Raw genomic sequence first — 13,317 nt, 5'->3', positions numbered from 1 at the left:
CCAACCAATTTTTCTGATAAAATAGCAACACAGCCAAAAATCGGGGCGTCGAGTACATAAAATACAGGTTACATCCTAAGATGGCGCATACCCAATTAGAAGGGTATGGGAGAAACATATCTATCAGCCAAAAGTGCAAAGATACTCCAGTTTCTCCGTGTAATAATAAACATATTGAATGAGTAGCTTAGGAGCGTTCAGTTCAATGGACTATATAGAAAACCTGCTAGAAAAACTTAGGGAACTGGCACAAAAGTTGATAGAAGCTCTTCTGGGACCAGCCGCAGAGCCAGAACCGGAATTGATTCCAATTCCGGTAGAGGACCGTTCGCGCCGTAGATAACAACAACACAAGGTGCAAGGCTTGTCATCAACCTACCTGAGTATTCTAGTATTGCACGGACCTAACCTTAATCTTCTCGGACAGCGAGAGCCAGGAATTTATGGTGCGCTGACACTAGCCGAAATCAATCAGATTTTGGAAGATGAAGGTGAAAAAGTGCAAGCAAAAATTTATCCAATACAATCAAACCATGAAGGTGCTTTAGTAGACGCTATTCATGAAGCACTGGGGCAACATCATGGGATTTTGATTAATGCTGGCGCGTACACCCATACAAGTGTGGCGTTACGAGATGCGCTCGCTGCTGTTAATTTACCGACAGTAGAAGTGCATTTGAGTAACATCTACCGCAGGGAAGAGTTTCGCCATCACTCGTACATAGCTCCAGTAGTTATTGGGCAAATTAGCGGATTTGGTGTGAGAAGCTATACGTTGGGCTTACAAGCGTTAGTGTACCACATAAGAAAATTATGAATGATAAATGATGAATGATGAATGCTAAATGATTCATAATTCATCATTCATAATTCATAATTCATCATTTTTTATGCGTTATTCACTTTTAAATCGCTGCTATGGGGTTTTACTAGGGGCAATTATTGGGGAAAACATAGCTTTCAGGAATAAAGATTTTTCTGAAAATGTACAAGTGTGCTCGAAAGAGGTTTCACATTGGAGTGAAGTAGCAACTTCTTACACCGAAACTTTGATTGCGTTTTCGCGTCTTGAAACTAGCGATCGCTTGTGCAAGCAAGAGCAAGGAATACAGTTAGAAGATAGTTTGTCAGTTATTCCCGCCGTTCTACCAGTGGTGCTGTTTTTTCATGAAAATTCAATAAAGTTACGCCAAAATTTGATAGCACTTGCAGAATTTTGGCAGACAGAGCCAATTATCAGAGATGGCATGCTAGCGGTGGGTTACGCGATCGCTCAATCTCTGACGGAAAAACAGACTCGGGCTACCCTTATCCCCCAAACCATTTCCTTTCTGGGAGAAACACCAACAAGGTTGCCACAACAATTATTAAAAGTTAAGAATTTATTAGAGAGTGGAGCGGGGTTAGACAGCGCCCAAGCTGAGTTAACCAGAGAAGAAAAGCCAGGAAACGTCATAGCCATGGCATTTTACTGTTTTCTCAGTACTTTAGAAGACTTTCGTCTCTCAGTTTTACGAGCAGATAGGTTGAGTCGTTACTCAAAAACCATTGGTACAGTAACGGGTGCTTTATCAGGAGCGTATAACAGCAATTCAGGTATTCCCGTGACTTGGCAAATCTCTCTTGAGCGTTCAAATTTAGCTCAAAAGTGGCAAATGGCTAACTCTGATAATATGTTAAGATTAACAAACACACTAATGGCAGTGTGGTCAGGAGTGTATGATATTGGTCGTGATTCAAATGAGTTTGGGGAAGAAAAGAGTTTAGTGGGGCCGAGCTTCAAGTCGTCCTTACAAGCAATAGCAGCCCCTCGCGTCATTCGGCTGCGCTAGTTCTATTCCCATACTTTTATACTGTGACGTATATTCCAACACAAGCAAACAAATTTTACCAAAATACAGTATATTTGAATACTAGTACAAGAGTGCTTTTACTTATATAAAAAAAGAACGCAATACATAGTGAGGTGTAAGTAACCCTAAACAAGGCTTTACTCAAGTCTCAATCCAAAAACCAAAATCGTAATTCTCTTGGAGCCATTGTGACAAATCTGCTTGAAGTGTGTTTCCGATCCGGATGGTGTTGTTTTAATTTGATAACGTAAGGAACTGCGGTCATAGGAAATGAAAACGCAGCAATTTTTTTTGTCCGTGACCCAGAAATTGATTGAATGGCGGCAACATTACAAAGAGTTACGCCATCAGTTCTATGTGTTCGACAAAAATGAGACAGACAAACATCAAACATTAAGCTTGGCAAGATCAACTAAAAAGACGGTTAAAAGGGAACATAGGGTTTATACAGTTGTTCTGAGTTGTCTGAACGGAAAACGTTCCCCTGTTATTTTTGCGATCGCAGTCCTATCACTGACAGGAGTTTTAGGACAAAAATTATATAATCAACCGCAGTTGCAAATTGGGGCTATTGCGCCACAAACCATTAGAGCACCCGAAGAAGCCAGAATTGAGGACAAGAAAAAAACAGAAGAACAGCGAAAAGCAGCCAGCACAAGCTCCGCACCCGTCTTAATGGTAAATCCACAAATTAATGAAGAAATTTATCAAAATTTACAACAAATTTTGAGTGAAGGCAACAGCATTCGCTCATCTCTGGGAGCTTTTCCGTTTTTTGATACTTTTATTTTATCTGTATCAACCCAGCGTTACCTGCGCTCGTGTTCTCATTGGGAATGGCAAGCGCTGTTAATTGCTGTCAACAACAATAAAAAACACAAGCAAGGGCTATCACATAAAGAACATCGTAACCTGGGAACAGAGGATTTAAAAGCCAACAATTTGTTCCAAAACCCTGACTTTGCCCAAGCCGTGCAGGAATTAGAAACATATCATTTATCAACATCAGATCAAAACTTATCTTCTCTCATCGCTCAAATTATTAAAGTCCGTCAAGGCTATGCCCAAGCAAATACGAAACTTTCTGACTTGATAGGGGCTAAACCCGAAACAGTTTATGAAGCAGTTTCCCTTCTTGACATCTCAGATGATGATTGGGCAAAGACACAAGCGGGAATCCAACAAACTGCACGCAAAATTCTCACCCAAGGTATACCCTCAGGGCTTCCTCCTTACATTATTAAAGATGCAGTTACTTTACACGTACAGACTATAGTACCCAAGGAAACCGAACCTTTGGCGATCGGACTTTTGTTAGCGGTACTGAAACCCAATCTTCAAACTGATAAATTACGAACGCAACTGATAGCAGCAAGAGCGGCGGCGGGTGTCAAACCCGTGATGGTGACTGTGCGAAAAGGTGAGTTGATTGTTCGCAGGGGAGAAAAAATTACGGCATTTGATTTTGAAGTTTTGGAGCATTACCACCTTATACGTCGGGAGATTAACTGGCAAAGATTGATACAAGTGGGAATAGCGGTGACTGCGGCAGTTAGCTTTTTTGCTCTTTTGGAACGGCGAAGTCGGTGTAAATTACGACAAAGCGATCGCCTGCTTATATTATTGCTAACTCTTAGTACACCATTAGCGATCGTTCTGGGTACGCCACACACAACTTGGAGTGCAGTGGGTTTATTATTGGGTAGTTTTTACGGGCCCCGTTTGGGAATCGCAGTCATAGGGCTACTGTCGATATTGCTACCAATAAGTTTAGATATTAGCAAAGCAAGTCTTTTAGCAGGGACAGCAGCAGGAATTTTAGGCAGTTGCATGGCGCAAAAACTCCATTCCCGTGAGGAACTAGCGCTTTTAAGTGTTGCGATCGCATTAACTCAGGGAGGTGTTTATCTAGTTCTCAGACTGCTACTGAGCGCAGCTTTAGGTGTTTTTCCGTACTATACAGTTATTCAAAATGCTGTGTTGTTTGCATTGTCCAGTTTAGCTTGGAGTATTGTGGCATTGGGGTTAAGCCCGTATTTAGAAAAACTCTTCGATTTGGTGACTTCAATCCGTTTATCAGAATTAGCAAACCCCAACCGTCCTTTGTTAAAAAAACTTGCGACTGAAACTCCAGGGACTTTTCAACACACGCTACTTGTTGCTACCCTTGCCGAGGCCGCTGCCAAGTCTTTGAAATGTAATGTTGAACTTGTACGAGCGGGGGCATTATATCACGATATTGGTAAAATGCACGACCCTATGGCATTTATTGAAAATCAAATGGGGGAACCCAACAAACACGATACAGAAATTAAAGACCCTTGGAAAAGTGCAGAAGTTATTAAAAAGCACGTGAGTGAAGGGCTGGTGATGGCAAGAAAACACAGTTTACCTTCCCTAATTCAAGCATTTATTCCAGAACATCAAGGAACAACGCAAATTGCTTACTTCTATCACCAAGCGCAACAAATGGTGCAAGCAGATCCCAGTTTAACAGTCGATGAAGCTGATTTTCGTTACGAAGGTCCCATTCCTCAATCGAGAGAAACAGGTATCGTTATGTTAGCAGATTCCTGCGAAGCCGCTTTGCGATCGCTCAAAGAAGTTTCCCCAGAACAAGCTTTAGTCATGCTCAATAATATACTCCGAGCTAAGTGGCAAGACAAACAATTAGAAGCATCGGGATTAACACGAGAAGAAATGTCTCAAATTGCAGAAATTTTTGTACAAGTTTGGCAACAATTTCACCACAAGCGCATTGCTTATCCTAAGTCGAAATAAGCCAATTTTGGATTTTGGATTTTGGATTTTGGATTGAAATAACGTTGCCCACCAAATATGCTATAGCAATCCTATTTGAGATGCAAACAAGGAAGACAAGGAGGACAAGGAAGACAAGGAAGACAAGGAAGAAGTGTTTGTAAATCATTTAGGACTGCTATATCACTTTTTTATAAAACTTCACCTAACAGATGCATTGAATTTTGACAAAATATAGCGTTTACCACCTGAAAGGAGAATAAATTTATAGATTTATCAGCGTTCGTCTGCTACAGGCTGCGGTTTTATAAAAATTTTTCATTTAAAAGAGGGAAATCTAAAAATGAAATACATCTGTGTATTTTGTGCTTCTAGAAGAGGAGCACAACCAGCTTACAAGGAGTTTTCCGTATAATAAACAGATAAGAAAAAAATAACTCTTTCCTAGTCTCCAATCCCCAATCCCCAATCGCGTTCATTGACTAAATAATAAAAGTGCTGTTTGAAATAACCCCACAACAAAACCTAAAATCCCACCTAAATTAACAATTGCTTGCAATTCGTTTTTGACAATTCCTTCAATTGCTGCTTCTAAATCAGCAGGTGACGTAGATTTTACTCGGTCAACAATCACTTGGTCAATTGACAAAATAGGAATTACCTGAGCCACTATAGCTTCTAAATCTCGTTCCAAATACCTCTCTAAAATCAGAGCGAGTTCTTTACTGACAACTTCTAAGGAAGCATTCACAACAGGTGAAGTGCTCAGGCGGTTAACTAATAACATAGCTATATGCTCCCAGTCTACAGAGCCACTTAATCCTTGGAGTAAATCGCTACCTCTCGTTTGTAAGTACTGGCGCACACTATCGCGTGTCGTTTTTCGCAATTGTCGCACCGTACCTACTGGTAGATTTTGTAATGATAAGTTTTGTAAAAATTTCTTCAGGCGATCGCGCACCTGTAGTTCTCGCATCAATTCCTGCAAACGAGCATTGGTAGCATCTTTTTCATCCAAGCAGTAAGTCCGCAAACGGCTGAGAGTATTCCGCAAACCAAATAGATTTGCTACCACCCAATAGGTACCGCTAGTTTTTTCCCGAAAGCTTTCATCAATAGCTTGGATGGTGCGATCTGTCAAAAAGTCAATGACCGCCTGTCGCATTATATCTGGAGGAATAACGACTTGTAGCAGCCAATCTGCGAGACGAGTTGCTTGTTCATCAGTTAATTGAAATTCCAGTAATATCTGGTCAAAAATTTGATTAACCTGCGTTTCCAAAAAGTCTTCTCGCCGTGCGAGTACCCTAAGTAGGCGTGGTAAAGACTCTCCTAACAAATCCCGCAATATTCCTGACAAAATCTTAGCGGTTTTCTGCTCGCGATCCGATTTGATTTGGTCAATTCCTAAGCGCAGTATCCAAAGAATTGCTCCTTGTACGCGTTCGGTTTGCAACAATCGTCGCGCCAGATTTTGCAACTCTTCTGGAGTCAGCAGTGACCCCATGATTGTGTTGGAGATATTTTTAGCAAGCCTTTCTTGATTGCGAGGAATTAATCCAGGGGTAAATGGAAGTCTTCGCCCACCGATATAAATTGCTCGGTAGGGACGAAACAACATTTTGATGGCTATGTCGTTAGTAAAATAGCCAATAATTCCACCCGCTACAGGGGGAGAAACATAAAGCCAAAGATGAGACCAATCCATTGAGTTATTAGTTCTTAGTTAGTGGTTAGTAGTTAGTAGTTAGTTGTTGGTAGCTACTAACTACTAACCACTAACCACTAACCACTAACCACTAACCTTTCATAAGCACTAGCACTCCCATCATACCGTTCGCAAGAGGGTAGTGTGTGACAGTCGTAAAACCAACTTGACGACCAATCTCCATTTGTTCCGCTCCTGTGGGAAATCGGTCTAGACTGGGACTAATATAAGCGTATTCGTCCTTTACTCCCATGTAGTTTGCTATGGGAACTACGAGATTGTCCAAATACCATTGTTGAAAAGCACGCATTTGAGGATCGCTGGGACGGTGAAAGTCTAAAATCGCCGCTTTAGCACCTTTTTTCAAAACACGATGTATTTCTTTTAAGCTTTGAGGAATGTTTGTTACATTTCTTAATCCATAACCCATTGTTACGGCATCAAAGCAGTCGTCGTCAAAAGGTAAATTTAACACATCAGCTTCTATCCAAGTTATGGGAGATCGGGGATACTGACTTTGAGCGCGAGATCTTGCCACCTCCAGCAACTCATAAGAAAAGTCTACTCCAAATACCTGCCCTGTGCTTCTCACTCGCCTTGCTAGCATAAAAGATAAATCTCCACTTCCACAGCACAAATCAAGACTTGTATCACCGGGTTTAACTCCGCTCCATTTCACCGTCATGTCTTTCCAAATGTGATGCTGTCCCAAACTCAACCAGTCATTGAAGCGATCGTAAACAGGAGCAATACGGTCAAAAATGGTACGAATTTCATTATGAGTCATTTGTCGGCACTCAAAAGTCCAAGCTAAGAAATTTTCATAAATATATAGGTTTTGGATATAGGTTTTCGCACGATTGATGGTTTATAGTACCGAGTGAGTGGCAAAAAAGTCAGTCACGTTTCAATGCGGGAGGAACTGCTCGATAGTTATGAGGCAACTGACTTTCTAGTACTATCATAATGCTTTCAGTCAAGCCCTCTTCCATGATGGAAAGGCTGCCCTCTGCCTCCTGTGTTTGTTACAGCAATCGTTTCTGCAAAAGTACTAGCATTTCAGTTTAAACTGAAAGTCCGTCTTTAAGGAATACCCACAGCTTTACAATAAGCAATCATGTCTAAGGTTCTTGTCTCCGATCCAATCGATCAAGTTGGGGTTGATATCTTATCCCAAGTTGCTACAGTAGATGTTAAAACAGGGTTAAAACCTGAGGAACTCATAGAAATCATTGGTGAGTACGATGCACTCATGATTCGCTCTGGAACCCGTGTCACCCAAGAAATTATTGAAGCTGGCACCCAGTTAAAAATTATTGGTCGCGCTGGCGTTGGTGTTGACAATGTTGATGTTCCTGCAGCTACACGCAAAGGAATTGTGGTTGTCAATTCTCCTGAGGGCAATACGATCGCTGCTGCAGAACACGCACTGGCGATGATGTTGTCCTTGTCCCGCCACATTCCTGATGCCAATGTATCCGTGAAACGCGGGGAGTGGGATCGCAAAACTTTTGTTGGTGCTGAAGTTTACAAGAAAACTTTAGGTATTGTAGGCTTAGGCAAAATTGGCTCCCATGTTGCGGCTGTTGCCAGAGCAATGGGAATGAAACTGCTAGCTTATGACCCCTTCATCTCTACAGAAAGGGCAGAACAAATCGGCTGTCAATTGGTGGAGCTAGATTTGTTATTGCAGCAAGCAGATTACATCACCTTGCACATACCTAAAACACCGGAAACCACGCATTTAATCAACACTGAAAGATTGTCAAAGATGAAACCCAGCGCCCGGATTATTAACTGCGCTCGTGGCGGGATCATTGATGAAGAGGCTTTAGCTGTTGCCATTAAAGAGGGTAAAATCTCCGGTGCCGCATTGGATGTATTTGAGAAGGAACCCTTGGGTGAATCATCTTTAAAAGCGTTGGGGAAAGAAGTTGTTCTCACCCCCCATTTGGGCGCTTCCACGACAGAAGCACAAGTGAATGTAGCGATAGACGTTGCGGAACAAATTCGGGATGTGTTGTTAGGGCTACCTGCACGTTCAGCAGTGAATATCCCCGGACTCAGTCCTGATGTGATAGAAGAACTCAAACCCTATATGCAGCTAGCAGAAACCTTGGGCAACTTGGTGGGACAGTTAGCTGGTGGACGGGTGGAATTGCTCAATATCCGACTCCAAGGAGAACTGGCAACAAACAGGAGTCAGCCTTTGGTTGTGGCATCCTTAAAAGGATTGCTTTACAAAGCACTGCGGGAACGGGTAAATTACGTAAATGCCAGTATTGAGGCAAAAGAGCGGGGAATCCGCGTGATTGAAACGCGAGATGCGGCAATTCAAGACTACGCTGGCTCTTTGCATTTAGAAGCGACTGGTTCTCTGGGTACTCATGCTGTAACTGGTGCTTTGTTGGGTGATGGAGAAATCAGACTCACTAACTTGGATGGTTTTCCAATTAACGTCCCCCCCAGTCAGCACATGTTATTCACCCTGCACCGAGATATGCCAGGGATTATTGGCAAATTGGGTTCTCTATTGGGCAGTTTTAATGTCAATATTGCCAGTATGCAGGTAGGTCGCAAAATCGTTCGCGGTGATGCCGTTATGGTTCTCAGCCTTGACGATCCCCTACCCGATGGGATTTTGTCTGAAATTACCAAAGTCCCTGGAATTCGCGATGCGTATACGGTAACACTGTAATTAATTTTGGATTTTGGATTTTGGATTTTAGATTTTGGATTGTGGATTGTGGATTGTGGATTCTAGATTGAATCAAGAGTCAACAGTTTACAGTTATATAGTCAATAGCACAAACTTAATCCTCCCAATCTAAAATCCAAAATCTAAAATCTAAAATTGTATGGCAAACACGTGGTGGGAAGTACAAATTCAATGTGAACCTGCGCTGGAAGAGTCTATCTTTTGGCGTCTGGAAAATTTTGGCTGTCGCGGAACCGCTAGCGAACAGAAAGGGAGCAATTTTTTAGTACGCAGTTATTTGCCCCAGTTTCAAGCACATCTTTTGGATTTGGCAGCGCTGTCACTGTGGTTGCGGCAAGATGCTCTGTGTATGGAACTTCCCATACCTGTGGTGCGGTGGGAGTTGATTGATGAGCAGGATTGGGCAAGTAGCTGGAAGCAATATTGGCAACCACAGGAAATTGGCGATCGCATTTTGATTAATCCTGCATGGTTACCAGTACCGGAAAATACCGAGCGTCTGATGATTCTTTTAGATCCTGGTGTAGCATTTGGTACGGGAACTCATGCGACAACTCAGTTGTGTTTGGAATCTTTAGAAATGCGGTTGAGCAATCTACCAGAGTCTTTTACAAGTCAAGAGCGGGTAAACGAAGATGTGGTAATTGCGGATATTGGTTGTGGTTCTGGTATCCTTTCTATAGGAGCACTGTTACTGGGAGCAAAGAAAGCCTACGCAGTGGATAACGATCCCCTAGCAGTGAGATCGACTATAGAAAATCGTGCTATGAATGGTGTTAGCCCAGAAAGGTTAATCGTAGCAGAAGGGAGTGTAGACGTTTTAACAAAACTAGTTCCGCAACCAGTAGATGGTATTGTTTGCAATATTTTGGCAGACGTAATTATTAGTTTGGCACCAGAGTTTAATGCGATCGTCAAACCGAGTACTTGGGGTGTTTTCAGTGGAATTTTACTCGAGCAATCTAAAGCTGTTGCTGATGCTTTAGAGAAACAGGGTTGGGTTGTGGCTACTCTTTGGAAGCGCAAAGAATGGTGTTGCTTAAACGTGCGGCGATCTTAACTCACCAATTTATTTTAATGACTATATTAATTCTTGTGGACGTACAGTGGTAATGCTCGATGTAATTGCAAAATCCTTGGGATTAAAAGTCAAAAGATGTGTAATTTCACATACGAGCATAACTGCTACGATACGAGCATCATGAGTCTGCTTACCCATGACTAAGCTAGTTGTAACTAAATCCAACCAGTGAGAGAAAATCTGTGAGGATTCTTCTAGCATGGGGAAGCGAGCACACAATCTGTCTACTGTGTTTCGCGTTTGTTCTACAGTCCACCCTAAACCATTGACTTCAGTAGGACGAGTAGCAACAACCCAGAATTCAACAATAACTTGGGCTGTTAGGAAACATTCATCTCCTCGTTCTAGTAAAAAAGACACTGCGTCTCTTGTAAGGCGATGCTGTACATCCGAAGGATTGCAAAAGCGCAAAACAACATTAGTATCAAGTAAATATTTTGTCATTCTTCGTAAATACTGTCGCGGCTAAAGGCTTCATCAGGTAAGCTTACACCGCTTTTGGGTAGTTGCGAAACCCATTCTCGGAAATCCTTAGCCCGTTCTGCTGGTGTTAACTTTTGCCACAATGGAACAGAGGATTCAACTTGTTTAGATTGAAATTCAAGAAAGGCGATAAAATCAAAAATCTTCTGGAGTTGCTCCTCGTTGAGCTTATCTATTTCTTCCTTAATTTTTTCTCTCAGCATATTTAAGTTTTCCTGTAAAATGTAAGTGCAAAATTGATTTAAGGCGTTCCTAAGTAGGTAGACTCAAATTTTTATAACTGGACAAAGGCAGGAGGCAAAGGGGAGAAGGGAAGAGTAGTTGAATTGGGTTGACATTTCTCTATAGAAGAATTTAACTATGTTCACTGACTTATTATGACTAATTCTAACTTAAATCATCAACCAGATAATACTTGGAGAGATTTAATCCCAAAGCATCCGGGTAGCTAATCGTTGAGCAATCGCAAGAAAAGGTTGTGAGCTTCCTTGCAAAATATAAGTTGGCAAGAAAAAACATGGCTCTGTAACAATCGGGTAAAATATTTTTATTCCGTTTGTAGTAGCGCTTTAGCGAATGCATCGCAACTACAAACTAGCAATGGTTATTTTTGCCGACTGACTTACCACGAAAACTTACAAGACAAGAGTTGAAAATTATAAATTTTCTATAAATATTCTTTAATCAAACTATTTTTAGCAGCAGTACTAATAGAAGGATTATTATCATTGGCTAAGTTCTTAAGAGTAGCGATGGGAGTACAGGAATTATTTGCTACAGCAACACGCACTTTTTCATTTCTATCTTTCGCTAATGTCTCTAAAGCATCAGTGGGAGTATTTTTGTTTTGAGCGGTTATCAATCGAACGTTATCCATCATATCTCGTGCTAACTTCCGTAAAGTGCTTTCAGAAGTTTGAGTATTAGCTGCAACAAAAAACGGACTTTTTCGCACTTATCTTCAGCTAAATAATCCAAAGCCTGATTTGGAGTGTTCCTATTTTCAGCAACTTTCAAACGAACAATATGCGCTTTATCTTTAGCTAAATTTTCCAATATGGTTGCTGTAGTTCTGAAATTAACAGCAACTGTGGAGCGAATTTCTTTATACAGTTCCCAGAGAATATTAGAGTTGCATTAAAACCAGATATGCGTTTATTTGCTTATGGAAACACAGGAGCAGAAAAACCTGAGGACTTGTATTTTGAAAAATTTGAATTAGCACCTGAACCAGATGAAGATGATGGACTCGCTTGAACTGATTATTTTAGATGTGCCGAGCGGGAATTAATAATATTGTCACTCGGACAAATTCTCGTCCAGGTGACAACTAAGATTAAAACTCGATTTCAAAAGTTTTAGCTACTCATTTCGTCTGAGTTATTCAATAACTCAAGTTCTTTCTATATCAACGGAGGGATTTCTTTGCTAATAATTTGATTACATACATCCACACACTCATTGCAAATATAGATCGGGACATTGAGCAGTAGTGGACCTGCAATCAGAACATTAACCTGTTCCCTGCTTTTGTTACAAAATGAACAGCAAAGTTCTGGCTTGATTTGGATATTGGTATTAGTGGTCATTGTCTTAGACTCCTTAAATGAAATAGATTGAATTTGAGTTTGAAGAGGTAGCAATTGTTCTCTGAGTTGATGGCGAGCTTTGTGCAAACGTCCCTTAACTGCACTAACTGAAATATTTAGGCGAACTGCTACTTCTTGTAAACTAAGTTGTTCGTGATAGAACAGCAAAGTCGCTTGACGATTACTTTGAGACAGAGTATCGATCGCTTCTAGTAACGCAGTGCGGAGTTCTTTATGTTCCGCTACTTGTTCGGGAGCAGGTGAATTCTCATCAATCAAGAATGGCGCATCAGCTAAATCTCCCACCATTGCTTCTAGGGAAAACACGAGCACCTTTCGACGGCGCAATTCGCTGCGGCAAATATTAAGCATAATGCCATACAGCCAACTTTTAAAGCGCTTTGGCTGATGAAGTTTCTCCAATGAAAGATAAGCTTGCAGCATGGCATCTTGCACAAGATCGCCAGCCAAATCCTCATCGCCGAGCATTCGCTCCGCAATGCGTTGAAGCATCGGCTGATAACGCAACACCAGCCGACCAAATGCAGCTTTATCTCCCTGTCGTGCTAAAAAAATTAATTCTGGATCGCTTTGCTCTAACACACCTGACTTGCTCAACGACTCTACTTAATAGTGGCAAAGTCAACAGCAAAGGTTACTGATTACGACAGGTTGGGGTTAAATGCTGAAAAGTCACCCGAACTGATTTGATATCGTTTCTGTATGAAGATGTATCTCATTAGCCCTTGCCTTGCGGGCTTTGTTTGTGTAGCCCCATATTTCCTATGTGAAGGCATTTTAAGCCAACCTCATATAGAAAGCTTTATTTAGTGGGCTTTAGCCCTACCTACAAGGAATTTTGTAATAAATACGGAAAAATGGGAGGCGGTTAAATACAATTTGTGACAACTTTTTTACCTCCCATTCTATTTGTACTTAGTTAAGTAGTACGACGTCACCCAAGTGGGTGCAATACTGCAAGAGATCTCGGAAATTGTAGGTTGGGTTAAACGATAGTGAAACCCAACAAATGTCTGTAAATGTTGGGTTTCGTTCCTCAACCCAACAAACGTGTTTTCGCCTTTTTAGGCTTAACCGACAAGTATTGCAAGTGGGGTGAAGTC

The 13,317-nt window shown here is 41.4% G+C and carries 11 protein-coding genes and 2 pseudogenes; 6 read left to right on the top strand and 7 right to left on the bottom strand.

Going from position 1 to position 13,317, the window contains the following annotated elements; genetic code table 11:
* Nucleotides 1-178: 178 nt before the first annotated feature.
* The 4 genes from F7734_RS60840 (at nucleotide 179) to F7734_RS24070 (ending at nucleotide 4,634) form a co-directional block, all read left to right on the top strand.
* Complete coding sequence (locus F7734_RS60840) at nucleotides 179-343, top strand: hypothetical protein (protein WP_153021477.1); 165 nt, start codon at nucleotides 179-181, stop codon at nucleotides 341-343.
* A gap of 12 nt (nucleotides 344-355) precedes the next feature.
* Nucleotides 356-817, top strand: coding sequence for a type II 3-dehydroquinate dehydratase (aroQ, locus tag F7734_RS24080; protein WP_166482112.1), 462 nt, complete (start codon nucleotides 356-358; stop codon nucleotides 815-817).
* 73 nt (nucleotides 818-890) lie between these two features.
* Complete coding sequence (locus F7734_RS24075; RefSeq protein ID WP_155747015.1) at nucleotides 891-1,832, top strand: ADP-ribosylglycohydrolase family protein; 942 nt, start codon at nucleotides 891-893, stop codon at nucleotides 1,830-1,832.
* Between the two features lie 291 nt (nucleotides 1,833-2,123).
* On the top strand, nucleotides 2,124-4,634 hold the full coding sequence (locus F7734_RS24070; protein WP_155747014.1) for an HD family phosphohydrolase: 2,511 nt from the start codon (nucleotides 2,124-2,126) through the stop codon (nucleotides 4,632-4,634).
* Nucleotides 4,635-5,088: 454 nt separating this feature from the next.
* Here the strand turns inward: F7734_RS24070 and F7734_RS24065 are convergent, their stop codons facing one another.
* Together F7734_RS24065 and ubiE are read right to left on the bottom strand one after the other, a co-directional pair.
* Nucleotides 5,089-6,321: a DUF445 domain-containing protein gene (locus F7734_RS24065; protein ID WP_155747013.1), complete on the bottom strand. Its 1,233-nt coding sequence runs from the start codon at nucleotides 6,319-6,321 to the stop codon at nucleotides 5,089-5,091.
* A gap of 91 nt (nucleotides 6,322-6,412) precedes the next feature.
* Nucleotides 6,413-7,108, bottom strand: a complete 696-nt coding sequence (gene ubiE, locus F7734_RS24060; RefSeq protein ID WP_155747012.1) for a bifunctional demethylmenaquinone methyltransferase/2-methoxy-6-polyprenyl-1,4-benzoquinol methylase UbiE — start codon at nucleotides 7,106-7,108, stop codon at nucleotides 6,413-6,415.
* A 330-nt stretch (nucleotides 7,109-7,438) separates the two neighbouring features.
* Between ubiE and serA the strand changes: the two genes are divergently transcribed.
* Entirely contained in the window at nucleotides 7,439-9,019 is a 1,581-nt protein-coding gene (gene serA, locus F7734_RS24055) for a phosphoglycerate dehydrogenase (protein WP_155747011.1), read from the top strand.
* Nucleotides 9,020-9,179: 160 nt separating this feature from the next.
* Entirely contained in the window at nucleotides 9,180-10,100 is a 921-nt protein-coding gene (prmA, locus tag F7734_RS24050; protein ID WP_155747010.1) for a 50S ribosomal protein L11 methyltransferase, read from the top strand.
* A gap of 21 nt (nucleotides 10,101-10,121) precedes the next feature.
* Here the strand turns inward: prmA and F7734_RS24045 are convergent, their stop codons facing one another.
* From F7734_RS24045 to F7734_RS63785, 5 genes and pseudogenes are all read right to left on the bottom strand, one after another.
* On the bottom strand, nucleotides 10,122-10,565 hold the full coding sequence (locus F7734_RS24045) for a type II toxin-antitoxin system VapC family toxin (RefSeq protein WP_155747009.1): 444 nt from the start codon (nucleotides 10,563-10,565) through the stop codon (nucleotides 10,122-10,124).
* A complete protein-coding gene (locus F7734_RS24040) occupies nucleotides 10,562-10,807 on the bottom strand; it encodes a hypothetical protein (protein ID WP_155747008.1) in 246 nt (81 codons plus the stop codon). The genes F7734_RS24045 and F7734_RS24040 overlap by 4 nt, the downstream gene beginning before the upstream one ends.
* Nucleotides 10,808-11,271: 464 nt before the next feature.
* Nucleotides 11,272-11,559, bottom strand: a complete 288-nt coding sequence (locus tag F7734_RS24035) for a hypothetical protein (RefSeq protein WP_155747007.1) — start codon at nucleotides 11,557-11,559, stop codon at nucleotides 11,272-11,274.
* A gap of 463 nt (nucleotides 11,560-12,022) precedes the next feature.
* Nucleotides 12,023-12,193 (bottom strand): annotated as a pseudogene (locus F7734_RS63790) (ClpX C4-type zinc finger protein); the annotation flags it as partial.
* 63 nt (nucleotides 12,194-12,256) lie between these two features.
* A pseudogene (locus tag F7734_RS63785) lies at nucleotides 12,257-12,796 on the bottom strand (sigma-70 family RNA polymerase sigma factor); the annotation flags it as partial.
* Between the last annotated feature and the right edge of the window lie 521 nt (nucleotides 12,797-13,317).

The organism is Scytonema sp. UIC 10036, from assembly GCF_009725235.1.
This window is presented reverse-complemented; position numbering and strand designations above follow the sequence as displayed.